Here is a 23,364-nt window from a genome sequence, read left to right as displayed (position 1 = left end):
CCGACGCCCGCGGTGCGGTCAGGCGTCGTAGTCGATGCGGAGGGTGTCGTCGAGCGCCGCGAGGGTCTCGTCGAGGGCCCGGTGGCCGGGTGCCTCCCCGTAGACGATGGCGGTGAACGCCTGGGTGCCCTGCCGCCAGTCCACGGGGTCGCCGGGCCGCCGGACGATCTCGACGCGGGCGACGCCGGGGATGCGGCGGGCCTCTTTGCGGCCGGTGACGGCGGTGACGGCGGTCGCCGTGACGGGGGGTGGGGCGAACCGCTGGAAGGTGACGCGCCCGGTCGCCGCCGTGTCGAGCCGCCGCGGTACGGGGGCGTCCGTGGCCAGGGCGTTCTCCAGGGCGAGGCGGAGCATGCTCACTCCGGTGGCCCGGCCGACGAGGTCGTTGACGAAGCCGCCGAGGCGGCCGTTGACCTCGATGAGCCGTGGCCCGTCCGGGGTGAGCTTGAACTCGGTGTGGGTGATGCCGGAGGTCACGCCGAGCGCGCTCAGCGCCTCGTCGGTCCGTGCCAGGACGCGGGCGGCGACCTGCTCGTCGAGGGTGCTGGGGAAGAACACCCCGCTCTCGCGGAACGGTTCGACGAGCGGAAGCTTGCCGGTGATGCCGACGTGGGTGACGTCCGTCCCGTCGACGACCGACTCGACGGAGACGTAGTCGCCCCAGCGGGACCCGGCGACGGCCGGGTCGCCGAGGAGGCGTTCCTCGGCGATGAGCGGGCCCTCACCGGCCGCCAGGAGGCCGGCGGCCACGCGGTGGAACTCCCCGGCGGTACCGACGGGGAAGGTCCCCCGGCTGCCCGCGCCCCGCCGGGGCTTGAGGACGGCGGGCAGGCCGACGGCCGCCAGTGCCGCCCCGGTGTCCTCGGTGCCGGACAGTTCGGCGAACCGCACCACCGGCGCCCCGGCCGCGGCGAGCCGGGTGCGCTGGCGCAGCTTGTCGCCCAGGGCCACGGCCACCTCGGGGGTGTGGAACCGCAGGCCCAGGGCCTGTGCGAGGTGGGCGGTGAGGTCGAGGCGGGCGTCGGTGAAGGTGGTGATGCCGGCGGTGCCGAGTTCCTTCAGCCGCCCCGCCGTGGTGTCCAGGGGGGTGCCGGCGGGGTGCCGCACCAGGGTGCCGGCGCGCTCCAGTACGGGCAGCGAGGCGGCCACGGCCGGCGAGTCCGGGTCCACGACCAGCACGATGTCGCACAGCCCGGTCGCCGCGTGGGCGATCTCCACGGGGCTGACCGCACCGTTGTCGTAGACGACCGCGAGCCGCTCAGGCATCGCGCGCGGCCCGCTCGGTCTCCTCCTGGAGCATGCGCAGCGCCTCCTCCTCGGACAGCTCGCCGAGGGAGGCGAGCAGCCCCTCCTCGATCAGTTCGACGAGCCGGTCGACGCTGCCCTCGGCGAAGACGACGGGCAGCGGGATCTGGACGCCGTACGCCTCCTCGATGCGCGTCATGAGCTGGACGGCCTGGAGGGAGGTGCCGCCGGCCTCGAAGAGGCTCTCCTCGCTGTCGAACTCCTCGTCGGGGACGGCGAAGATCTCCTGCCACATGGCGGTGAGCTCCTGCACGAGCTGTGTCCCGGTGCTCATGACCGCGCCTCCTCCGTGCCGAACGCGGCGTCCCACTCGGCTTCCGCGATCTTCTCGGCCTGCTCCCACGGGTGGGTGTAGGGCATGGACGCGGCGATGCCGACGAGCTTGTCGCGGTGCTCCCAGACCTTCTCGAAGGCGTCGGCGTACCGCTGGAGCAGCGGGCCGGCGTCCGGGTGCAGATGGGCCTTCTGGAGGGCGAAGGAGTCGTCGATGACGCGGTGCGTGACGGGGAAGTCCGCCTCCCGGTAGGGGCGTTCGGGGACGCCGGGCAGGGCCCAGGGGTAGGCGCCGAGGCCGAGGCGGTCGCGGAAGACGCGCTGGGCGGGCAGGGGCATCAGCTGGTAGGGGGCGGCGGGCACGCCCTCGGCGCGCAGGGCGCGCTGGACGGTGGCGCGCAGCGGTCCGGCGAGGTGGTCGTCCAGGCCGAAGGCGGCCGGGTCGACGCGGAAGCGCAGGATGTGCCAGGCGTGGGTGCGGTCGCCGGGGACGACCGGGGGCAGGAAGCCGGGCAGGCCGGCGACGCGCTCCAGGAGCTGTCGTACGTTCTCGTCCCGCCGCTTGGACTCCTCGGGCAGGCGGGTGAGCTGGCTGCGGGTGAAGGCGGCCTGGAGGGCGCTGGGCTTGTTGTTCCAGCCGAGGAGGTGGGCGACGTAGGAGCGTTCGCCGCGCTCGGGGATCAGCTCGCCGAACTGGCGCAGCATGGTGGCGCGGGTGGCCAGCCGGTCGTCGTCGGTGGTGATCAGGCCGCCCTCGCCGCAGGTGGCGAGGTTCTTGCTGACGTTGAGGCTGAAGGTGTTGATCGCGCCGATGGACCCGGCGCGGCGGCCCCGGTACTCGGCGCCGTGGGCCTGGGCGGCGTCCTCGACGACGGCGATGCCGTGGCGGGCGGCGAGCGCGGTGATCTCGTCCATCTCGGCGGGCAGGCCGTGCAGGTGGACGACGACGACGGCCCGGGTGCGCGGGGTGATCGCGGCCTCGATGGCCTCGGGCGTCATGTTGTAGGTGCGCGGGTCGATGTCGACGAACACCGGTACGGCGAGCAGGTGGAGGGGCGCGGCCGCGGTGGCGATGAAGCTCAGGGCGGGCACGATCACCTCGTCGCCCGGTTCGATGCCGAGGGCGCCGAGGGCGACCGTGATCGCGGCGGTGCCGTTGCTGACGGCTATGGCGTGGCGGGTGCCGGTGTAGCGCGCCCACTCCTCCTCCAGGCCGGGGATCTCCCGCTCGCCGGAGGAGGCGGTGGTGTACCGGCCGGACGCGAGGGCCAGGCGTACGGCCTCCTCGTCCTGCTCCGTGACCCGGGGCCAGGCGGCGATGCGCAGGTCCTTGGGCACGGCCCGGGCTCCGCCGAGCATCGCGAGTCGGCTCGCGGAATCGGTCGGCCGCTGTGCTGTCACAGTTCTGCCCTCTCGTCGTCGAGCGCGGTGAGGGCGCTCTCGTGGTCCTTCAGAAGTGCGTGGACGCGGGCCGCCAGGCGCCGGGGGGTGAGCCCGCCGTCCCGGGTGAGCGCCGCCATGATGCGGACGGCCGACCAGTGGTGGGCGACGCGCTCCACCGACCGGGCCTGTTCCACGAGGCCGGGGAGGTCCAGGGTGCGCCCGGCGAGGGCCAGCCAGTCGGCGTGGACCGCGGTGCAGGCGAGGGCGGCGCCCGCGGCGACGAACAGTTCGTCGCGGACGTCCTCGCCGGCGGTCAGCCGCTTGACGGCGTCCTCCAGGAACGCCCGCTCGCCGGCCAGGCCGGTGCAGTCGTCGCCGACGGGCGGGGCGGCGAAGTGGGCGAGGTTGAGGTCGAGGACCCGGGCGACCTCGGCGCGGTCGAACGCGGGGAAGTCCTCGGGAGCGGCGTCCAGTACGAGGGAGAGCCAGCGGTTGTCGATGTGGACGCCGGTGAAGAACATGTCGCGCTCGTGGACCAGCTCGTTGCCGGAGTCGCGCGAGGCGGTGAGTTCGTCGAGGGTGATGTCGCCGTGGAAGGCCGGTGGCACCGCGTCCAGGACGCGGACGGTGCCGCGTTCCTCGTCGAAGCCGTGGACGACGACCAGGTGGTTGGAGTGCACGTCCCGGTAGGCGGGCCGGAACGGCAGGTGGTAATTGTCGACGGCGACGGCGACGGGGGTGCCCGCGGCCACCGCGTCCCTGACCTGCTCCCAGCCGGTCGCCGCGTCGGCGGGCTCGTGCCAGAGGGAGCGTACGGGGTGGTGGGGGGCGAGGGCGCCCAGCAGCGACTCGCCGTTCACGCACGGGTAGTAGTACTCCTCGCGGCGGACGCCGCCGGGGAAGTGGCGGAAGGTCCAGGCCGCGCCGAGGACGGGCAGGGCGGGGACGCCGCGGTGCTCCAGGAGCGTGGCGAGGCAGCCGTGCAGGCAGCCGCCCAGGTCGTGGCGCCAGGGGCGGACGTTCTCCAGCAGGGTCTTCACGCCGCCACCTCCAGCGGGAGAGCGGGCAGCAGGGTCATGGCGAACAGGTGGACGGCGGGGTTGTCGGGCAGCCGCACGGCCCCGAGGTCGCTCTCGCGGGGCACGGGCACCCGGTGGCGCCAGATGACGGGGCCCATCTTGCGCTCGACGTGGCGCGGGTAGTGCATGCGCGTGCAGGTGAAGGCGGGGCTGCCGCCGACGCGGGAGCCGGTCTCCGGCCAGAAGTCGGGCACGCGCAGCCACTCGGGGTCGACCGAGCCGTCGGCGTAGTGCAGCAGCACCTGGTCCTCGGTGCGGCGCTCGGCGGCGGCGAGCAGCTGGATCCAGTCGTAGCGCCCGGTGGGCACCTCGATCAGCTGGCCGGCGCAGCGTACGTTGTCGGGCCGCCCGGGCGCCGCCTCCGGGAAGAGGAAGGGCACGCCGTCGACGACGACGGGGCCGCCGGTGGGCAGTTCGTCGGCGGGGAAGGTGTTGCCCCAGATGTTGAAGGCGCCCTCGGAGAGGGCGTCGGCGCGGGTGATGCCGGTGTTGTCGGCGAGTCCCGCGAGGTTCACCGGGACGGCCTCCGTCTGTCGGCGGTCGGCCCGGGCAGGAAGTCGATCCATCAAGTGCACCTGACTGCGGCAGTAGGGACGGCGGAAAGGGCCCGCAGGGGCGGCTCGGCGCCGGGCCGGAAGCGGCACCAGGCGTGCAGGCGCGGCTCCACGGTGCGGGGCATGAGGTGGGCGTACGTCGCGGCGCGTGCGGACGGGAAGGCGATCGTGGCGTCGCCGACGCGGCGGCCGAGGGCGGCGAGCCGCTCCGTCAGGCCCGCCCGCTCCGTGGGGGTCGCGCCGTGCCACACGTCGAGGCCGGCGAGGCGGGCGCCGGGGACGGCGGCCGCTTCGTCGCCGACGACGGCGACGAGGGCGGCCGGGGTGGTCAGCCACCGGACGCGCAGGGCGGCCGGGTCCGGCGCCGCCCAGGGGCGGCTCCCCGGGTCCACGGGGCCGCCGGGGCGGCGTTCCATGGTGACCTCGGTGAGCGGCTTGTCGTCGCTCGGCCAGTGGCGTACGGGGGTGAAGCCCAGGCGGGCGTAGAGCGGGGGCAGGCAGCGTTCGACGACCGCGTCCAGCCGGAGCACGGGCACGCCGAGCGCGGCCGCGGTGTTCTCGACGGCGCGCAGCAGGGCCCGCGCCACTCCCCCGCCGCGGGCGGCCGGGCCCACCGAGACCCGGCCGATCTCCCAGGCGCCGTCGGGCCGGGCGTGGACGCGCAGGGTCCCGGCGGGCTCGCCTGCGCGGTCGTGGGCGAGCCAGACGGTCGCGCCGCGGGCCACGTCGGCGCGGACCCGGTCCCCGGTCTCGGCGGCGCCGTCGGGGACGGGCAGCCCGGGCAGCGGGTCGGAGCCGTGGTAGGCGGCTCTGGTGAGGGCGGCGATGCGGTCCGGGCGGCCGGCGGCGAGGGCCTGACCGGCGGTCAGGGCGACCACGCTCAGGCCGGTCGCCGGGTCCGGCCGCGGGGTCCGTTCAGTCATGGCCGATCAGCAATTCGTGGAAGCAGTCCGCCCCGAACGCAAGCGCTCCGGCGGCGATCCGCTCGTCCGGGCAGTGCAGCCGGCCCCGGTAGGACCGGTCGAGGTCGTGCAGCAGGGGCAGCCACCCGTAGCACTGGATGCCGAGCCGGGGGAAGAGCCGGGCGTCGGTGGACGCGGTCGTCACCATGGGGAAGGGGACGCCTTCGGGGTCCTTCGCCTTGAGGATGCCGGCGAGCCGTTCGTAGAAGCCGTCGAGCCGTGGCGCGGGCATCTTGTCGCCCTCGACGAGGACCTCCAGGTCCATGTCGCAGCCGACGCGTTCGCGCAGCTGCCGGAGGAAGTCCTCGCGGCCGAAGTCGCCGGGCAGCAGCCGCCCGTCGAGCTCGACGTCGATCCGCGCGGGCAGCACGTTGGTGGCCGTGCCGCCGTGGACGACGGTGGCGTTGACGGTGTGCTGGACGAGGGAGCGCAGGTAGCGGGCGTCGGTCTCGTCCATGCCGGCGAGGGCCGCGGGGTCGTCGGGGTCGGCCCGGAAGGCGGCGACGCGCCCGCCGAAGGGCTGTGGCAGGGCCGCCGCCAGCTCCTGGAGCATGCGGTCGACGGCGGGGGTCATGAGGGTGCCCAGGCCGCCGCCGTCGATGGCGGTGAGCAGCCGTTGGAGCTTGTGCGCGGCGCCGGTGGGGCCGGCGGCGCGGGAGGCGTGGCCGGGTGTGCCGTGCAGGGTCGCCCGGACCCATACGGCGCGCTTCTCGGCGACCACGACGGGGTGCAGCCGCACCTGGCGGCCCAGGCCCAGCTCGGCGCCGCCGTCCTCGCCGACGGCGTGGCGGACGCCCGCGAAGAGCTCGGGGTGTTCCTCGACGAGGAAGCGGGCCCCGGTCGCGCTGCCCGCCTCCTCGTCGGCGACGACCGCGAGGATGACGTCACCGGCCGGCGGGGTCCCGGCGGCGGCGAGCCGCAGGAGGGCGGCCAGCATCATGGCCAGGTGGCCCTTCATGTCGACCGCGCCGCGCCCCCACAGCTCCCCGTCGACGAGTTCGCCGCCGAAGGGGTCCCTGGTCCAGTCCTGTCCGGCCACCGGGACGACGTCCACGTGGGCGTGGAGCAGCAGCGGCGGCACGAGGCCCCGGCCGGGCAGCCGGGCGATCAGGTTGGGCCGGGCGGGGTCCTTGGCCAGCAGCCGGGTGTCGAGTCCGGCGGCGTCGAGGAGGTCCCGTACCCAGTGCACGCAGGCGGCCTCGGCGCCGGGCGGGTTGACGGTCTCGAAGCGGATGAGCCGCTGGGCGATGCCGACCGGGTCCGAGGGGAAGGCGGCCGGGTCCTTCGGGGCGGCGCTCATGCCTCGACCAGTCCGTCGCGGGCCGCGTCCCTCAGCAGTTCCTCGGCCCCGTCGCGCAGGCGGGCGGTCAGCGGCAGGTGCTTGATGCCGGCCACGAAGTTCGACTCCAGGTGCTCGATCGGGCCCGCGACCTCGAACCGCTCCACCACGCGTGTGATCTCCTCGAAGAGGAGGTTCAGGGCGATCTTCGCCAGGGGCGCGCCGATGCAGTAGTGCGGGCCGAAGCCGAACGCGACGTGGCGGTTGGGGCGGCGGGTGATGTCGAAGCGGTACGGGTCGGGGAAGACGTCCTCGTCGCGGTTGGCGGAGCCGAGCCAGGTGACGAGGGCGTCGCCCTGCTTGATGGACACGCCGCGCAGTTCGAGGTCGTGGACGGCGTAGCGCATGAAGTGGTTGGCGGGTGAGGACCAGCGCAGGCCCTCGTCGACGGCCCCGGGCACCAGCGAGGGGTCGGCGAGCAGCCGCCGGTACTCGTCGGGGTGCTCGATGAGGGCGAGGACGGTGGAGGCGATGGCGTGCGGGGTGGTGACGTTGGCGCCCAGGAGCAGGCTGTAGCAGTTGTAGACGATCTCGTCGTGGCGCAGCCGGCGGCCGCCGGCTTCCATGCCGGTGAGGAAGCCCACGAGGTCGTCGTCCCCGCCGGGGTGCCGGCGGACGAACCGGGAGAAGTAGTCGAAGAGTTCGTGGTGGGCGGCGACCAGGGTGCCGTGGCCGCTGCCCTCCTGGAACTCGGAGTCGGTGGGGGCGACGGCCATGGTGGTGAGCTTGGTCAGCCGCGGCCAGTCCCGCTCGGGCAGGCCCATGAGGGAGCCGGTGAACGCCATGGGGAAGTCGGCGGCCGTGGTCGCGATGTCCCAGACGCCGCCGTCCAGCAGGTGCGAGAGCATGCGGCGGTGCACGATGCGGCGGATCTGCGGCTGCCGGTCCTTCAGGGCCCGGTGGGACATGACCTTCATCAGCGGCTCGCGCATCGCGGTGTGCGTGGGCGGGTCGCTGGCGGCCATCATCTTGCCGCCGGCCGGGTCCTGGGCGCCGAGGATGCTCAGCAGGGTGCCCTTGGTGGACGTGAACCGGGTGTGGTCCCGCAGTACGTCGTTGACGTCGTGGTACTTGGTCACCGACCAGAACGACCGGCCGTCGGGCAGGGTCTGCCGGTGGATGGGGGCCCGCTGCCGCAGGGCGTGCCAGACGGGGTGCGGGTCGCCGGTGGCGTACAGCCGGGGGTCGAAGAGGTCGACGGTGTCCAGGTCGATTTCCTGGCCCTCGACGGGAACGCTGATCCTCACCGCTTCAGCTCCTCGACGACCTGGGCCAGCTCGGCCACGGTGGGGTTCTCGTAGAAGGCCCGGGGCGGTACCTCCGCGTCCCAGAGGGTGGCGATGTCCGCCGTGATCTGGGTGGCCATCAGGGAGTGGCCGCCCAGCTCGAAGAAATCGTCGTCGGCGCCTATCCCGTCGATCTCCATGAGGTCGCCCCACATCAGCGCGAGGGCCCGCTCCACCTCGCCCTCGGGGGCGCGGTAGTCGCTGCCCAGGTCGGGGCGGTCGCGGTTGACGTCCTTGCGCAGTTCGGCGCGGTCGACCTTGCCGTTGAGGGTCAGCGGCAGGGCCATGAGCCGGACGAAGGCCGCGGGGACCATGTAAGGCGGCAGGGTCCCGGCCAGGCCGCGGCGCAGCTCGGGTACGGACAGGCCGTGGTCGGCGACGTAGAAGGCGACGAGCCGGCGGCCCATGCGCTCGTGTTCCTGGGCGACGACGGCGGCGTCGGTGATCTCCGGCCGGGCGAGCAGGGCGGCCTCGATCTCGCCCGGTTCGATGCGGAAGCCGCGGATCTTGACCTGGTTGTCGGCGCGGCCCAGGAACTCCACGACGCCGTCGGCGCGGCGACGTACGAGGTCGCCGGTGCGGTAGAGCAGCCGGCCCGGGGCGTCGGGGTCGGGCCGGAAGCGCTCGGCGGTCTGCTCCGGGCGGCCGAGGTAGCCGAGGGCGACGCCGTCGCCGCCGGCGTGGAGCTCGCCGGGCTCCTCGCCGGTGACCGGACGGCCCTGCTCGTCGAGGATGTGGATCCGGGTGCCGGTGACGGGTACGCCGATCGGCACCGTGTCGGTGTCGAGCGGCTCGGTCATCACATGGCAGCAGGTGAAGGTGGTGTTCTCGGTGGGCCCGTAGCCGTTGATGACGCGGATGCCGGGGAGCATGGCCAGGGCCTTGTTCACATGGGCGACGGAGAGCACGTCGCCGCCGGCCAGCAGCTGGCGGACGCCGGAGAGCCGGTGCAGGGGGCCGTCGACCATCTGGTGGAAGAGCCCGGCGGTCAGCCACATGACGGTGACGCCCTCGTTCTCGACCGTCTCGGCGAGCTGGTCGAGGCCGGGGTCGTGCGCGGGGAAGACCGCGAGGCGGGCGCCGTTGAGGAGCGGGGCCCATATCTCGAGGGTGGAGGCGTCGAAGGCGACGGGCGCGAACTGCAGGACCGCGTCCTCGGGGCCGACGGTGAGGAAGTTCGGCTCGGTGACGAGGCGGAGCACCGCGCGGTGCGGGACGACGACGCCCTTGGGCGTGCCGGTCGACCCGGAGGTGTAGGCGATGTACGCGGGGCGCTCGGGGTCACCGGGCAGGCCGAGGTCGGTGGCGGGCCGCTCGGCGAGCGTGGCGTCGGGGCGGTCGAGCAGTACGGGGTTCTCGGCCAGCCCGGCGAGGAGGCGTTCCTGGGTGAGCAGGACGGTGGCGCCGGCGTCGGTGAGGATGGTGCGGTGCCGCTCGTAGGGCTGCTTGGGGTCGAGAGCGACATAGGCGCCGCCCGCCTTGAGCACGGCGAGCAGGGCGACGATCACCTCGGGCGAGCGCTCGGCGCAGACGGCGACGTTGCTGCCGGGGGCGACGCCGCGCTCGCGCAGCAGGTGGGCGAGCCGGTTGGCCCTGGCGTTGAGTTCGGCGTAGCCGACGCGCTCGGCGCCGCGGCTGAGCGCGGTGGCGTCCGGGGTCAGCGCCACCCGGCGTTCGAAGAGCTCGTGGACGGACTGGGCGTTGCCGCTGCGGGCGGGTGCGCCCGCGTCTGCGGTGGTGGTCATCGGGGAATCCTTCTCCGCGGGAATTCGGATACCGGGTGCCGAGTGCCCGGTCAGGCGGCGTCGGCGGACGTCCGGCGCAGGCTCAGCGGACGCATGTCGAGCCAGATCCCGGCCACGTGGGCCAGGCACTCGGCCTTTCCGCCCTGGAATCCGGTCGGGCGCCAGCCGGCGGGCACCGGATTCCCGGCGGGCCAGATGGAGTACTGCTCCTCGTCGTTGACGACGACGGAGCAGACGGTGGAATCAGCTTCCTCGGCTGTGGTCATCGCGATTCCCTCTCTGCTGCCGGTATCCGCCTTCCGCGGCACGTTTCGCGGAAAAGCTATGCGCCGGGGCGGCGGTACCGCGTCCACGCGGTGATGGATTCCGGGAGGGTTCAGCTGTGGACGCGCAACGCACCTGAGGTGGACGTGTCGTTGACGGCGGCCCACACGGCCGAGGCGTGGGCGATCAGGTGTCCGTCCTCGGTGTACAGGGCGGTGGCGTTGACGGCGGTGCGGCCCGCGCGCCGCATCCGCCGCCCCACGACGACGTGGGGCCGGCCCAGCCGGGGCCGCTCGGTGATCCGGGCGGTCATCCGGCTGAGCACCATGGGTTCCCTGGCGGGGTCGTCCGTCCATCCGCCGGGGCAGTCCAGAGCGCCCCAGAGGACGGGGAGTTCGGCGTGTCCTTCGCCGTCGGTGACGGAGGGGCCGGGCGTCCACCGGCAGGCCACGGTATCGGGGAGGTCCGGCACGGGGCCGGGGGCGAGCAGCAGCCCGTCCCCCTCCTCGCGGTCGACGCCGCAGACGAAGCAGGTGGGGAACGGGTGGCCCCGCCCGCCGGTGAACGCCCGGGACGCCGCGGCCGCCGCCGCACCGGACACCGGCCCGATCACGGGGAGTTCGCCGGTGTCGGCGGTGACGGTGGCGATCAGCCGGTCGCCGTGGTGGATCCGGGAGCGGCGCCCGGCGGGATGGAACTCCAGTTCGATGTCGAGCGGTGGCGGGGCGAGCAGGGTGACGGCGACGTCCCTGCCGTGCCGGGCGGCGCCGAGGCGGGCGAAGAGCCCGCAGGCGTAGCCGCCGTTGGCGGAGTCCGGCGGGCCGTTGAAGCGGGAGGGGACGGTGAAGGTGACGGCGTCGTCGGCGGGCGCTGCGGGCATGGGCGGGGTCTCCTGTGCGGGTGCGGGCGGGGCTCAGGCCGCTTCTCTCATGAGGCCCGTCTGGTAGGCGAAGGCGACGAGCTGGGCGCGGTCCTTGAGGTCGAGCTTGTGGCGGATGCGGTGCAGGTGGGTGCGTACGGTGCTGATGCCGATGTACAGCTCCCTCGCCACGTCGTCGATGGACATGCCGCGGCCGATGAGCTGGAGCACCTCGCGCTCGCGCCGGGTCAGCCCGTCGACCTCGGGCCGCTCGTCGGCGCGTGGTGCGGCGCCGCGCTCGCGGAACCAGTCGACGAGGCGGTCGACGATCTCGGGGCCGAGCACGGTGCGGCCACGGGCGGCCGTCCGGGTCGCGGCGATCACCTCGTCGCTGGTGGCGTCTCTGTTGACCAGCCCCTTCGCGCCGGCGCACAGCAGGTCGGCGACGATGGCGTCGGTGTAGTCGGAGTGGAAGACGACGGCGTGCGGGGGGTTGTCGCGGGGGTGGTCCTCCACGCCGAGCCGGCGGATCAGGTCCAGGGCGGGGTCGAGCTCGGCGAAGCCGATCAGCACGACGTCCGGGCGCTGGGTACGGGTGAGCACCACGGTTTCCATGGCGCTGTCGGTGGTCGCCACCACGTCGATGTCGGGCAGGGAGCCGAGGAGGGTGCGCAATCCGTCGCGCATAAGGGGGAGCTGGTCACAGATGAGGACTTTGATGGGCACGGGGTTCGATGCTCCTCGCGAATGCCGGACCGGCGCGGACCGGCGAAGAAGGTCGGTCGAAGTCGGAAGAGGGGGCTCGACGGGTCGCGGCCGAGGACGGCGCGTTCGCCGGCGAAGGGGGCGGTACGGGCGGTACGGGCGTTCCGTGGAGGTCCGTACGCGGGTCCGCGCGAAGTGGTGCCGGCGCCGCGCGGTCACCGGCGGCGGGTGTCGGTGCGGGCCGGGGGGTGGTGTCCCGGCGTGCGGTGGTGTCGGTATCGGTCACGACACCTGGTTCGTCGCGGCGGCCCGCGCGTCGCGGTGCGTCCGTCCGGCGGACGTCATGGCGCGGGGACCCGCAGGCCGCGGGCCGGTGGGGCCCACGGAGCCGTCCTGGCGGCCGGTAGCCCTGCGCCGCCCCCGGCCGGGTCGTCAGGGGAGAGGAGCGGGAGGGAACCGGAACAACCGGTTCGCTGCTCAGACGGCGACCGGCGGGTGGACGAACCGCCCGGGCTGTCCGGAGTCGCCCACCGGCCAGTCGATGGCGACGGTGGAGCGGCCGGGGCCGGGCCAGTCGATGCCGGGGCCTGCGGGCCCGGTGAGAGCGACGGTGAGAGCGGCCGCGCCGACGGCCATGGACACGGCGACGGGCACGCGGGCATACCGCAGGATCTTCTGCACTGCTTCCCCCTGAGTTTGTGGAGCATGACGAGACGCCCCGGGATTGCCAGGCTGTCGCCTCCAACCGCCCAGTAAACTAGTGGATCCCTCGAACAGTAGGCAAGATCTTGCCAATCGTTTGGCAAGCAGAGTTGAATAACCTTCCCCGTTGATGGCGGAACCCTTGCGAGAGCATTTCCCAACCCCCCGCACACCCAGGGACGTCGACGTCTTGACCTGCCATCGACCGGGTGGACGTCGCCGACCCGACACCAGGCAACATTTTGTCAACTGTCGGCCGTGGGCTAGCCTGCGATCTCAACGATCGCCGCGGGCCGGGGCCGCGGACGGTCCGGACCACCGCTGGGGATTGATCACATGCTCGAACAGCCGTCCTTCGGACGACGGCTCAGGCAACTGAGGACCGAGCGTGGCCTGTCCCAGGCCGCGCTCGTCGGTGACGGAATGTCCACCGGCTATCTGTCCCGACTGGAGTCCGGCGCCCGGCAGCCGACCGAACGGGCCGTCGCCTTCCTGGCCGAACGGCTGGGCGTACAGCCCGCCGACTTCACCGAGCCCAAGGCCGACTCCCTGGCCCAGGCCCTCACCGTCGCGACGTCCGCCGAGACGGACGACGCCATCCTGGAGCTCGCCTGCACCCTGCGCCTGGCAGGCGAGGGCGACCGGGCACTGCGCTGGCAGGCCCTGTGGCTGCTGTCCAGGACCAAGCACAAGCAGGGCGAGCGCGCGGCGGAGCTCGGCCATCTGGAGGAGCTCGTCGAGCTCGGCGACGAGCTCGGCCTCCCCGAACTGCGCACCCGTGCCTGCACCAAGCTCGCCCAGTGCCTACGCTCGATGGGTGAGATAGCCCGCGCCGCCGAGGCCGCGGAGGCCGCGTACCGCATCGCACGCGACAGTGAGTCGTCCGTACGCGACACGGCGGGCGCCCTGCTGGCACTGGTGTCCGTGGAGGCCGAGGCCGGACGCCTGGCGGAGGCCCGGGCACACGCGGACGAACTGTGCGACCTGACGCACGACTTGAGCGGAACGCTGCCCATCGAGGCCATGTGGACGGCCTCGACCGTGCGCTTCCGGCAGGGCGACCACGCCATGGCCCGGGTGCTGCTCGAACGGGCCCTGGAGCGCATGAGCAGCCATGACGGCCTTCTGCTGTGGATGCGCCTGCGGCTGGCCGCGAGCTCCCTCTACCTCCAGCTCACCCCGCCCGCCACCGAGGCTGCCCGGGAACGCCTGGAGGAGGTCGAGCCCGTGCTCGGCCTGATCGGCACCGCCCTGCACTGCCAGGAGCTGACCACCCTCCAGGCCCACCTCGCCTTCCACGAAGGCCGCTTCGACGACGCGCGCGGCCTGCACGACGCTCTCCACCGGGCGAAGCTGCGCCTGACGTTCCGCGACCGCGTCCGGCTGGACGTCCTGTACAACCGGCTGCTCGCCCACGAGGGCCGCGTCGACGAGGCCGCGGAGAACCTCCGTGCCCTGGGCGACCGGACCCACAAGGGATCGAACGTCGACCTGGCCGCGGAGATCTGGCGGGTGCTGGCGGAGATCCTCTCCGCGGACCGGCTGCCGGCACCGAGGAGCGCCACCTGAGGGGACACCGACGGGGCGTGACCCCCGCCGGAGCCCTTGAGCGGGTCGGCAGGGGCGTCGGCGGGCACCGCGCCCCTGCGGGAGAACCCGTCCGATCCGTACCGCTCTTCGGTACCCGGCGGTAATCTGTCCGCCCGTCCGCGGCCAGGAGGGTGTGACGTGAGCGTTGCCGGCAGCAGCCCGGACCCCGTCGTCGAGCACGAGAGGACCCGCGCCGCCCTGCGGGCCGCCGTTCCCCGCCTGGCGCGTCTGCTGCGTGACGTGCCCGACCCCGGCGCGCCCTCCGGGGTGCCGGTGTGGACCGTGGGTGACGTCGGCGCGCATGTGGGTGCCGTGTTCCTCGCGTACGGCTCGGCCTTCACCCATGAGTTCGAGGACTGGGGCGCCGTCCTGCCGCCCGGCGACGGCTCGTTCATCGAGCGGATCACGAAGGTGAACGCCAAGTCGATCGGCCTGTTCGACGCGGACGGGCGCGAACGCCTCGGCGACTTCGTGACCGAGCGGGGCGAGACGTTCCTGCGGGCCACCGAGGGGCTCGCTCCGGACACCCCCGTGGCCGCCCCCTGGTACGGGGAACAGGTGACGCTGACGCTGGCGGCGGCCACCGGGCTGGTGCTCGGCGAGACCCTGGTGCACGGCCTCGACATCGCGCGCGGCGCCCGGCTGCCGTGGGCGATCGGCGCCGAGGAGGCACGGCTGGTGATCGGCCAGGCGATGCCCACCATGATGCCGCTCGCCCTCGACACGGAGCGGGCCCGCGACGTCGGCATCGCGTTCGACCTCGCCATCCGGGGCGGTCCGCGACTGGCGGTCGTCATCGCCGACGGCACGGCCACGGTGACCCGTGACGCGTCGGCACGCGCCTACGACTGCCGGATATCGGCGGCGCCGGCCGCGTTCCTCCTCGTGGCGTTCCGGCGCACGCCGCTCTGGAGAGTGGTCGCGTGCGGCCGGATCAGCGCGACCGGCCGGAAGCCGTGGCTCGCCCCACGCCTCGGCCGGCTCGTCGCCAGTCCTTGACGGCCCGTCGGTTCAGTCCGTGGACAGCGATCCGGCCGCTTCCTTGAGGGCGTCGAGGACGGGCCGGATGAGGGGGTGGTCCTCGGCGCCCCGGCGGACCGCGGCGAAGACACGGCGGGTGGCGGTCCGGCCTTCGACGGGGCGGACGACGGTGTCCTTGAGCTCGATGCCGCGCAGGGCCGAGCGGGGCACGAGGGCCACCCCGGCGCCCGCGCCGGCCAGGGCGACCACGGCGCGGAAGTCGTCGGAGGAGTGCACCAGGCGGGGCTGGAACCCGGCGAGTTCGCAGGCCAGGACCGTAACGTCATGGCAGGGGTTGCCGGGGTAGGGGCCGACCCAGTCGCTGTCGGCGAGCGCGTCGAGGCGGATCCTGGGTTCCCCCGCGAGGGGGTGCGAGGCGCGCAGGACGGCGTCGAAGGGCTCGGCGTAGAGGGGGACCCGGATCAGGCGCCGGTCGTCCTGGCGGGGCGCGCCCCGGTACTCGACCGCGAGGGCGACGTCCGCACCGCCGTCGAGGACCAGGAGCAGGCTCTCGTCGCCCTCCGCGTCGCGCACGCGCAGCCGGATGCCGGGGTGGCGGTCGGCGAGGAGGGTGACGACGGGGGCGAGGACCTCGGCGATGCCGGTGGCGAAGGCGGCGACGGTGAGCTCGCCGGCGGTGCCGCCGGCGTACGCGGCGAGTTCCGCTTCGGCGCGCTCCAGCTGGGCGAGGACCTCGTGGGCGTGGGTCAGCAGGATCTCGCCGGGCGCGGTCAGGCGTACCCCGCGGCCACTGCGGGTGAGCAGGGCGTGGCCGGTCTCCTGTTCCAGCGCCGCGAGCTGCTGGGAGACGGCCGAGGGGGTCAGGTACAGGGCCGCGGCCGCGGCGGTCACCGTGCGGTGGTCCGCCACGGCGCGCAGGATGCGCAGCCGCCGGGGGTCGATCACCCGGCTATTTTGCCAGGGATCGCACGGCCCCGGTTCAGGGCGGCGGCCGTGCCCGGGGCCGGGGCGTACGCGCGTACGACCCCGGGCGCGTACGGACCCGGGCGCGGTGCCTGTCGCGGACCGCGCCCGGGTTCGCCGGCTCAGCCCTTGAGGGCCTCTCGGGCGTCGACGAACGCGGCCACGGCACGCTCGACGTCGGCCGTGGAGTGGCCCGCGGAGAGCTGGACGCGGATGCGGGCGGCGCCCATGGGGACGACGGGGTAGGAGAAGGCGATGACGTACACGCCGCGCTCCAGGAGGAGTTCGGCCATGCGGGCGGCCTCGGCGGCGTCGCTGATCATGACGGGGGCGATGGCGTGGTCGCCCGGCAGGATCTCGAAGCCGGCCTCGGTCATCTTGGTGCGGAAGAGCGCGGTGTTGGCGTTCAGGCGCTCGCGCAGGTCGCCGGCCGACTCCAGGAGGTCGAGGACCTTCAGGGAGGCGGCCGCGATGACGGGGGCGAGGGAGTTGGAGAAGAGGTACGGGCGCGAGCGCTGGCGCAGCAGGGCGACGATCTCCGCGCGGGCGGCGACATAGCCGCCGGAGGCGCCGCCGAGGGCCTTGCCGAGGGTGCCGGTGATGATGTCGACGCGGTCCATGACGCCGTGGAGCTCGTGCGTGCCGCGGCCCGTGGGGCCGACGAAGCCGACGGCGTGCGAGTCGTCGATCATGACCATGGCGTCGTACCGGTCCGCCAGATCGCAGATCTCGCGCAGGGGGGCGACGTAGCCGTCCATGGAGAAGACGCCGTCGGTGACGATGAGGCGGCGGCGGGCGTCCTGGGTGTCCTTGAGCTGCTGCTCGAGGTCGGCGAGGTCGCGGTTGGCGTAGCGGTGGCGGCGGGCCTTGGACAGGCGGATGCCGTCGATGATGCTGGCGTGGTTGAGGGCGTCGGAGATGACGGCGTCCTCGGGGCCGAGGAGGGTCTCGAAGACACCGCCGTTGGCGTCGAAGCAGGAGGAGTAGAGGATCGTGTCCTCCTGGCCGAGGAAGGCCGACAGGCGCGCCTCGAGCTCCTTGTGGACGTCCTGGGTGCCGCAGATGAAGCGGACGGAGGCCATGCCGTAGCCCCAGCGGTCCAGGGCCTCCTTGGCGGCGCCGATGATCTCGGGGTGGTCGGCGAGGCCGAGGTAGTTGTTGGCGCAGAAGTTCAGGACGTCGCCGGGGGCGCCGCCGGCCGTGACGTGGACGGAGGCGCTCTGCGGGGTGCCGATGACGCGCTCGGGCTTGAAGAGGCCGGCCTCGCGGATCTCGTCGAGGGCGGCGCGGAGGTCGTCACGGACGGACGTGTACATGCAAGGGCTCCTTGGGGAGGAAAGGAAGGAGTGGGCGGCGTTCACCACCGGTCGGCCGGGTGACGGGCTGCCGACCGGTGGTCTGAGCCGGGTGGACCGGGGCGGCTCGTGGAGCCGCCGGTGCCACTGTCCGGGCAGTGGGGCGGTCAGGCGGTCCAGTCAAGGATGATCTTGCCGCTGCGCGCGGTGGAAGCCTCGTCGAAGGCTTCGCCGAAGTCCTTGTAGGAGTACTTCCCGGTGATCACGGGGCTGAGGTCCAGGCCGCTTTCGAGGAGGACGGTCATCGCGTACCACGTCTCGTACATCTCGCGGCCGTAGATGCCCTTGACCGTGATCATCGAGGTGACGATCTTCGCCCAGTCGACGGGGAACTCCTGGGCGGGCAGGCCCAGCATGGCGATCTTGCCGCCGTGCGTCATGTTGTCGATCATTTCGCGCATGGCCTCGGGGCGGCCCGACATCTCCAGGCCGACGTCGAAGCCCTCGCGCAGGCCCAGCTGACGCTGGGCGTCGGCGATCCTGGACTCGGCGACGTTGAGGGTGAGGGTCGCACCGGCCTTACGGGCCAGCTCCAGGCGGGGCTCGCTGACATCGGTGATGACGATGTTGCGGGCACCGGCGTGCCGGGCCACGGCCACCGCCATGATGCCGATCGGGCCCGCGCCCGTGATCAGGACGTCCTCGCCCACCAGGGGGAAGGACAGGGCCGTGTGGACGGCGTTGCCGAACGGGTCGAAGATCGCGGCGACGTCGAGGTCGACGCGCGTGCGGTGCACCCAGACGTTGGAGGCGGGCAGGGCGACGTACTCGGCGAACGCGCCGTCGCGGCCCACGCCGAGACCGACCGTGCTGCGGCACAGGTGGCGGCGGCCGGCCAGACAGTTGCGGCACTTCCCGCACACCAGGTGGCCCTCGCCGCTGACCAGGTCGCCGACCGCGATGTCACGGACGTCCGCACCGACGGCCGCGACCTCGCCGACGAACTCGTGACCGAGGATCCGCGGGGTGGTGACGGCACCCTGGGCCCAGCCGTCCCAGGAACGGATGTGCAGGTCGGTGCCGCAGATACCGGTGCGCAGCACCTTGATCAGGACGTCGTCGGGGCCGGTCTCGGGCTCGGGAACGTCCATGAGCCACAGCCCGGGCTCGGCCTTGTGCTTGACGAGTGCCTTCATTGAAATGCCGCTCCAGGCGTGGGGGCGCTGACCGGGCGCTGACGGGCCGATGGGCTGCCGCCAGGGCGGACGGTCGCCGTGGTGATCCTTTGCGCGCACCAATGTGCCCATTCCCGGCCGTCAAGTCCATCGAGGTTTTCTTAAGCGCGGCAACAGCGGAGCTTCACACGGGTGGGACGGGCGTGCCGTCCGGCCTCCGGACCCCGCCGTGACGGCCCCGGGACGGGCCGCGGCGACCGCGGATTCCCGCCGGGCGGTGCGGCGCGTACGGGACCGACTCCGACCGGACGGGTGACCGCCGAACGGGTCACGCCCCGACCGGGAGCCCCTTCGGCTCCTTGACGCGCTTCATGACGATCTGCGAGTTCACCTCGGTGATCCCGGACAGCGCGGTGAGCCGCTCGATCCACAGCCGCTCGTAGGCCGTGAGGTCGGCGACGGCGATGCGGAGCATGCAGCCGGGGCTGCCGAAGAGGCGGTACGCCTCGATGACGTCGGGGATGTCCTGGAGGGCCGCCTCGAACGCCTCCACAGCGGCGCGGTCGCGCTTGACCTCGACCGAGACGAGCACCTCGAAGCTCCGGCCGACGGCCTCGGGGTTGATGATCGCGCGGTAGCCCTGGATCACGCCGTCCTGTTCGAGCTGGCGGACGCGGCGCATGCACGGGGACGGGGTCAGGCCGACGCGGTGGGCGAGTTCCTGGATGGTCAGACGACCGTCCTCCTGGAGCTCGCGCAAGATATTTCTGTCGATGCTGTCCACCGCGCAATTATCCACCACATATAGGCGCGATCACGCTCTATTCAGCAACCCGATTGCGCGCGATTCGTCCTATCGTTCCCCTGCCTGGTCGCCACTCCCCCGTGGCCGACCGTAATGATCTTGGGAAGGGCGGGCCGACGTGGGACAGGTCGTCGTCATCAGCACCGGCGGAACGATCGCCAGCCGCTGGCAGGGGTCCGGCTTCGCCGCCGACGCACGCGGCGGGGACGTCCTGGCCACGGCCGCGGTGCCCGAGGGCATCCGGGTGCGGGTCGTCGACCTGATGAGCGTGAACAGCGCCCGGCTCACCACCCGCGACCAGCTCGCCCTGCTGCGGACCGCGCACGAGGTGCTGACCGACCCGGACGTCGACGGCATCGTCGTCACGCACGGCACGGACACCCTGGAGGAGTCGGCCTTCCTGCTCGACCTCCACCACGACGACCCCCGCCCGATCGTCTTCACCGGCGCCCAGCTGCCGCTCGAGGCGGCGGACGGCGACGGCCCGCGCAACCTCCACGACGCCCTGCTCGCGGCGGGCTCCGCCGCGCTGCGCGACCACGGCGTCCTGATCGCCTTCGACGGACAGGTGCACGCCGCCCGGGGCACGGTCAAGGTCCGGACGCTGGCCGCCGACGCGTTCGCCGACCCCTCCGGCAGCCCGGTGGCCGACGTCAAGGACGGCCGGATCCTCGTCCACGGGCGGCCCGAGCGCCCGGCGCCGCTGCCCCTGCCCGCGCCGGCCGACGACACGGCCCTCCCCCGGGTCGACATCGTCATGCACCACTGCGACGCGGACCCGTTGCTGTTCGACGCCGCCGTCCGGGCCGGCGCCCAGGGCATCGTCCTGGTCGCGACGGGCGCGGGCAACGCCACCCCCGAGATCGTCACCGCCGTCGGGGCGGCGGTCTCGCGCGGCGTCCTCGTCGCCCTCACCACCCGCGTCCCCTCGGGGCCCGTCGCCGAGATCTACACCCACGGCGGCGCCGTGGACCTCGCCGCCGCCGGGGCCGTGCTCACCGGCACCCTCCGCGCCGGCCAGGCCCGTATCGCCGTCCTCAGCGCCGCGCTCACCACCGCCGGCACGGAAGCGCGGACCCACGCGCTGCGCCGGCTCGTCGGCGCCCCGGCCACCGCCTGAGCGCCCCTCCCGGCCGCCTCCTGAGTGCCCTCCCCGCCCTCCCCCACCGCACCCGATCGGATCCCCCCATGTCGGTCTCCCGCCCCGGCCCCACCCGCTCCGAGCACGACCTCCTCGGCGACCGCGACGTCCCCGCCGCCGCGTACTACGGCGTCCACACCCTGCGCGCCGTGGAGAACTTCCCCATCACCGGGACGCCCATCTCCGCCTACCCCGACCTGGTGACCGCCCTCGCGGCCGTCAAGCAGGCCGCCGCCCTCGCCAACCGCGACCTGGGGCTGCTCGACGAGCGCAAGGTGGACGCGATCGTGCGGGCCTGCGAGGAGATCCGGGCCGGGCAGTGGCACGACCAGTTCGTCGTGGACGTCATCCAGGGCGGCGCCGGCACCTCCACCAACATGAACGCCAACGAGGTCGTCGCCAACCGCGCGCTGGAGCTCCTCGGCCACGCCAAGGGCGAGTACCGGCACCTGCACCCGCTGGAGGACGTCAACGCCGGGCAGAGCACCAACGACGTCTACCCGACCGCCGTCCGCCTCTCGCTGCAGCTCGCCGCCGTCCGCCTGCTGGAGGCCATGGAGGTGCTGCGCGAGGCGTTCGCCGCCAAGGCCGAGGAGTTCGCGGACGTCCTCAAGATGGGCCGCACCCAGCTGCAGGACGCCGTGCCCATGACGCTGGGTCAGGAGTTCGCCGCCTACGCCGTCATGCTCGACGAGGACCGGGCGCGCCTGGCCGAGGCGTGCGCGCTGCTCCGCGAGATCAACCTCGGCGGCACCGCCATCGGCACCGGCCTCAACGCCCACCCCGCGTACCCGGCGCTCGCCTGCCGCCACCTCGGCTCGATCACCGGCATCCCGGTCACCGTCGCCGGTGACCTGGTGGAGGCCACCCAGGACATGGGTGCGTTCGTGCAGCTCTCCGGCGTGCTGAAGCGGATCGCCGTGAAGCTCTCCAAGACCTGCAACGACCTGCGCCTGCTGTCCTGCGGCCCGCGCGCCGGTCTCGCCGAGATCAACCTGCCGCCGGTCCAGGCCGGTTCGAGCATCATGCCCGGCAAGGTCAACCCGGTGATCCCGGAGGTCGTCAACCAGATCGCCTTCGAGGTCATCGGCAACGATGTGACGGTCACGTTCGCCGCCGAGGGCGGGCAGCTCCAGCTCAACGCCTTCGAGCCGGTCATCGCCCACAGCCTCCTCAAGAGCCTCACCCACCTCCGGGCCGGCTGTCTGACCCTGGCCGAGCGCTGCGTCACCGGCATCACCGCCAACCGTGAGCACCTGGCCGGCCTCGTCGCCCGGTCCATCGGCCTGGCCACCGCGCTCAACCCGCACATCGGCTACGAGCAGGCCACCGCCGTCGCCCAGGAGGCGCTCACCACGGGCGCCTCGGTGCACGACCTCGTCCTGGCCAAGGGCCTGCTCACCCCGGAGCGGCTCCAGGAGATCCTCCACCCGGACAACCTCGCCCGCCCGCACACGCGCACGGCCACGGCCGTCCGCGTCTGAGACAGTCCCCGCACGATCCCGGAAAGAAGAAGCAACCCCATGGCAACGGCGCCAAGCGTCTCGTACTCGATGACGGTCCGGCTGGAGGTTCCCGCGAGCGGGACCGCGGTCAGCCAGCTCACCACGGCCGTGGAGTCCTCCGGCGGATCGGTGACCGGTCTGGACGTGACCGCCTCCGGCCACGAGAAGCTGCGGATCGACGTCACCGTCGCCGCGACCTCCACCGCCCACGCCGACGAGATCGTGGAAAAACTCCGCGGCATCGAAGGCGTACACCTCGGCAAGGTCTCGGACCGCACCTTCCTGATGCACCTCGGCGGCAAGATCGAGATGGCGTCCAAGCACCCCATCCGCAACCGCGACGACCTCTCCATGATCTACACCCCCGGCGTCGCCCGCGTCTGCATGGCCATCGCCGAGAACCCCGAAGACGCCCGCCGCCTGACCATCAAGCGCAACAGCGTCGCCGTCGTCACCGACGGCTCCGCCGTCCTGGGCCTGGGCAACATCGGCCCCATGGCCGCCCTCCCCGTCATGGAAGGCAAAGCCGCCCTCTTCAAACGCTTCGCCGGCATCGACGCCTGGCCGATCTGCCTCGACACCCAGGACTCCGACGCCATCGTCGAGATCGTCAAGGCCATCGCCCCCGGCTTCGCCGGCATCAACCTCGAAGACATCTCCGCCCCCCGCTGCTTCGAGATCGAAGCCCGCCTGCGCGAAGCCCTGGACATCCCCGTCTTCCACGACGACCAGCACGGCACCGCCATCGTCGTCCTCGCCGCCCTGACCAACGCCCTGCGCGTGGTGGAGAAGTCCATCGGCGACGTACGGGTCGTCATGTCCGGCGCGGGCGCCGCCGGCACCGCCATCCTCAAGCTCCTGATCGCCGCCGGGGTCAAGCACGCCGTCGTCGCCGACATCCACGGCGTCGTCCACGCCGGCCGCGCCGACCTCGTCGACGCCGGCCCCGCCACCGCCCTGCGCTGGATCGCGGACAACACCAACCCCGAGGGCATCACCGGCACCCTCAAGGAAGCCGTCCGCGGCGCCGACGTCTTCATCGGCGTCTCGGCCCCCAACGTCCTGAACGGCGAGGACGTCGCCGCGATGGCCGACGGCGCGATCGTCTTCGCGCTCGCCAACCCCGACCCCGAGGTCGACCCCGGCATCGCCCGCCAGAGCGCCGCCGTCGTCGCCACCGGCCGCTCCGACTTCCCCAACCAGATCAACAACGTCCTGGTCTTCCCCGGCGTCTTCCGCGGCCTCCTCGACGCCCAGTCCCGCACCGTCAACACCGACATGATGCTCGCCGCCGCCGGCGCCCTCGCCAACGTCGTCGCCGAGGACGAACTCAACGCGAACTACATCATCCCCAGCGTCTTCAACGCGCAGGCGACCGAGGCGGTGGCCGCGGCCGTGAAGCGTGCCGCCCTCGCGGCACGCAAGGGCGAGTAAGCCGCACGGCCGGTGTCGT

General features: G+C 73.3%; 22 protein-coding genes. 5 read left to right on the top strand and 17 right to left on the bottom strand.

Annotated features, from left to right (window positions below; all coding sequences use genetic code 11):
* Positions 1 to 18: 18 nt before the first annotated feature.
* The 13 genes from AF335_RS15300 to AF335_RS15235 all read right to left on the bottom strand — a co-directional run bounded on the left by AF335_RS15300 (position 19) and on the right by AF335_RS15235 (position 12,435).
* Positions 19 to 1,266, bottom strand: a complete 1,248-nt coding sequence (locus AF335_RS15300; RefSeq protein ID WP_102918941.1) for an ATP-grasp domain-containing protein — start codon at positions 1,264 to 1,266, stop codon at positions 19 to 21.
* Positions 1,259 to 1,579, bottom strand: coding sequence for an acyl carrier protein (locus tag AF335_RS15295; RefSeq protein WP_102918940.1), 321 nt, complete (start codon positions 1,577 to 1,579; stop codon positions 1,259 to 1,261). The genes AF335_RS15300 and AF335_RS15295 overlap by 8 nt, the downstream gene beginning before the upstream one ends.
* Positions 1,576 to 2,979, bottom strand: a complete 1,404-nt coding sequence (locus AF335_RS15290) for a DegT/DnrJ/EryC1/StrS family aminotransferase (RefSeq protein WP_102918939.1) — start codon at positions 2,977 to 2,979, stop codon at positions 1,576 to 1,578. The genes AF335_RS15295 and AF335_RS15290 overlap by 4 nt, the downstream gene beginning before the upstream one ends.
* The gene (locus AF335_RS15285; RefSeq protein WP_170127701.1) at positions 2,976 to 4,001 is read right to left on the bottom strand and encodes a BtrH N-terminal domain-containing protein; all 1,026 of its coding nucleotides are present in this window, start codon (positions 3,999 to 4,001) and stop codon (positions 2,976 to 2,978) included. The genes AF335_RS15290 and AF335_RS15285 overlap by 4 nt, the downstream gene beginning before the upstream one ends.
* Positions 3,998 to 4,606, bottom strand: coding sequence for a hypothetical protein (locus tag AF335_RS15280; protein WP_102918937.1), 609 nt, complete (start codon positions 4,604 to 4,606; stop codon positions 3,998 to 4,000). Before AF335_RS15280 ends, AF335_RS15285 begins: the two co-directional genes overlap by 4 nt.
* Positions 4,606 to 5,517, bottom strand: a complete 912-nt coding sequence (locus tag AF335_RS35100; RefSeq protein ID WP_211304103.1) for a GNAT family N-acetyltransferase — start codon at positions 5,515 to 5,517, stop codon at positions 4,606 to 4,608. The genes AF335_RS15280 and AF335_RS35100 overlap by 1 nt, the downstream gene beginning before the upstream one ends.
* Complete coding sequence (locus tag AF335_RS15265; protein ID WP_102918935.1) at positions 5,510 to 6,856, bottom strand: M20/M25/M40 family metallo-hydrolase; 1,347 nt, start codon at positions 6,854 to 6,856, stop codon at positions 5,510 to 5,512. Before AF335_RS15265 ends, AF335_RS35100 begins: the two co-directional genes overlap by 8 nt.
* Positions 6,853 to 8,142, bottom strand: coding sequence for a cytochrome P450 (locus tag AF335_RS15260; protein WP_102918934.1), 1,290 nt, complete (start codon positions 8,140 to 8,142; stop codon positions 6,853 to 6,855). The genes AF335_RS15265 and AF335_RS15260 overlap by 4 nt, the downstream gene beginning before the upstream one ends.
* Positions 8,139 to 9,926 carry a non-ribosomal peptide synthetase gene (locus tag AF335_RS15255; RefSeq protein WP_102918933.1) on the bottom strand — a complete coding sequence of 596 codons (1,788 nt, stop codon included), beginning with the start codon at positions 9,924 to 9,926 and terminating at the stop codon, positions 8,139 to 8,141. Before AF335_RS15255 ends, AF335_RS15260 begins: the two co-directional genes overlap by 4 nt.
* 50 nt (positions 9,927 to 9,976) lie before the next feature.
* On the bottom strand, positions 9,977 to 10,192 hold the full coding sequence (locus AF335_RS15250) for an MbtH family protein (protein WP_102918932.1): 216 nt from the start codon (positions 10,190 to 10,192) through the stop codon (positions 9,977 to 9,979).
* A gap of 110 nt (positions 10,193 to 10,302) precedes the next feature.
* Positions 10,303 to 11,070, bottom strand: a complete 768-nt coding sequence (locus AF335_RS15245; protein WP_102918931.1) for a hypothetical protein — start codon at positions 11,068 to 11,070, stop codon at positions 10,303 to 10,305.
* Between the two features lie 33 nt (positions 11,071 to 11,103).
* Positions 11,104 to 11,775 (bottom strand): LuxR C-terminal-related transcriptional regulator, encoded by a 672-nt coding sequence (locus tag AF335_RS15240; RefSeq protein WP_102918930.1) that lies wholly within the window; start codon positions 11,773 to 11,775, stop codon positions 11,104 to 11,106.
* A 456-nt stretch (positions 11,776 to 12,231) separates the two neighbouring features.
* Positions 12,232 to 12,435 (bottom strand): hypothetical protein, encoded by a 204-nt coding sequence (locus AF335_RS15235; RefSeq protein ID WP_102918929.1) that lies wholly within the window; start codon positions 12,433 to 12,435, stop codon positions 12,232 to 12,234.
* A gap of 357 nt (positions 12,436 to 12,792) precedes the next feature.
* On the opposite strand from AF335_RS15235, the gene AF335_RS15230 reads away from it, so the two are divergent.
* Complete coding sequence (locus AF335_RS15230) at positions 12,793 to 14,025, top strand: helix-turn-helix domain-containing protein (protein WP_102918928.1); 1,233 nt, start codon at positions 12,793 to 12,795, stop codon at positions 14,023 to 14,025.
* A gap of 159 nt (positions 14,026 to 14,184) precedes the next feature.
* Entirely contained in the window at positions 14,185 to 15,045 is an 861-nt protein-coding gene (locus AF335_RS15225; protein WP_102918927.1) for a maleylpyruvate isomerase N-terminal domain-containing protein, read from the top strand.
* 12 nt (positions 15,046 to 15,057) lie between these two features.
* Here AF335_RS15225 and AF335_RS15220 read toward each other — a convergent pair whose 3' ends face one another.
* The 4 genes from AF335_RS15220 to AF335_RS15205 form a co-directional block, all read right to left on the bottom strand.
* Positions 15,058 to 15,972, bottom strand: a complete 915-nt coding sequence (locus AF335_RS15220) for a LysR family transcriptional regulator (RefSeq protein WP_102918926.1) — start codon at positions 15,970 to 15,972, stop codon at positions 15,058 to 15,060.
* 140 nt (positions 15,973 to 16,112) lie between these two features.
* A complete protein-coding gene (locus AF335_RS15215; protein ID WP_102918925.1) occupies positions 16,113 to 17,306 on the bottom strand; it encodes a glycine C-acetyltransferase in 1,194 nt (397 codons plus the stop codon).
* 146 nt (positions 17,307 to 17,452) lie between these two features.
* Positions 17,453 to 18,481, bottom strand: a complete 1,029-nt coding sequence (gene tdh / locus AF335_RS15210) for an L-threonine 3-dehydrogenase (RefSeq protein ID WP_102918924.1) — start codon at positions 18,479 to 18,481, stop codon at positions 17,453 to 17,455.
* Positions 18,482 to 18,788: 307 nt separating this feature from the next.
* Positions 18,789 to 19,244, bottom strand: coding sequence for an Lrp/AsnC family transcriptional regulator (locus AF335_RS15205; protein ID WP_102918923.1), 456 nt, complete (start codon positions 19,242 to 19,244; stop codon positions 18,789 to 18,791).
* Between the two features lie 139 nt (positions 19,245 to 19,383).
* Here AF335_RS15205 and AF335_RS15200 point away from each other — a divergent pair, with 139 nt between their 5' ends.
* The 3 genes from AF335_RS15200 to AF335_RS15190 all read left to right on the top strand — a co-directional run bounded on the left by AF335_RS15200 (position 19,384) and on the right by AF335_RS15190 (position 23,345).
* Entirely contained in the window at positions 19,384 to 20,385 is a 1,002-nt protein-coding gene (locus AF335_RS15200) for an asparaginase (RefSeq protein ID WP_102918922.1), read from the top strand.
* Positions 20,386 to 20,453: 68 nt separating this feature from the next.
* Positions 20,454 to 21,890 carry an aspartate ammonia-lyase gene (gene aspA, locus AF335_RS15195; RefSeq protein ID WP_102918921.1) on the top strand — a complete coding sequence of 479 codons (1,437 nt, stop codon included), beginning with the start codon at positions 20,454 to 20,456 and terminating at the stop codon, positions 21,888 to 21,890.
* A 39-nt stretch (positions 21,891 to 21,929) separates the two neighbouring features.
* Complete coding sequence (locus tag AF335_RS15190; protein WP_102918920.1) at positions 21,930 to 23,345, top strand: NAD-dependent malic enzyme; 1,416 nt, start codon at positions 21,930 to 21,932, stop codon at positions 23,343 to 23,345.
* Positions 23,346 to 23,364: the final 19 nt, after the last annotated feature.

It is taken from the genome of Streptomyces eurocidicus (genome assembly GCF_002891295.1).
GTDB classification, from domain to species: domain Bacteria; phylum Actinomycetota; class Actinomycetes; order Streptomycetales; family Streptomycetaceae; genus Streptomyces; species Streptomyces eurocidicus.
The sequence above is the reverse complement of the archived record's forward strand: the minus strand, read 5'-3'. Positions and strand labels throughout refer to the sequence as shown.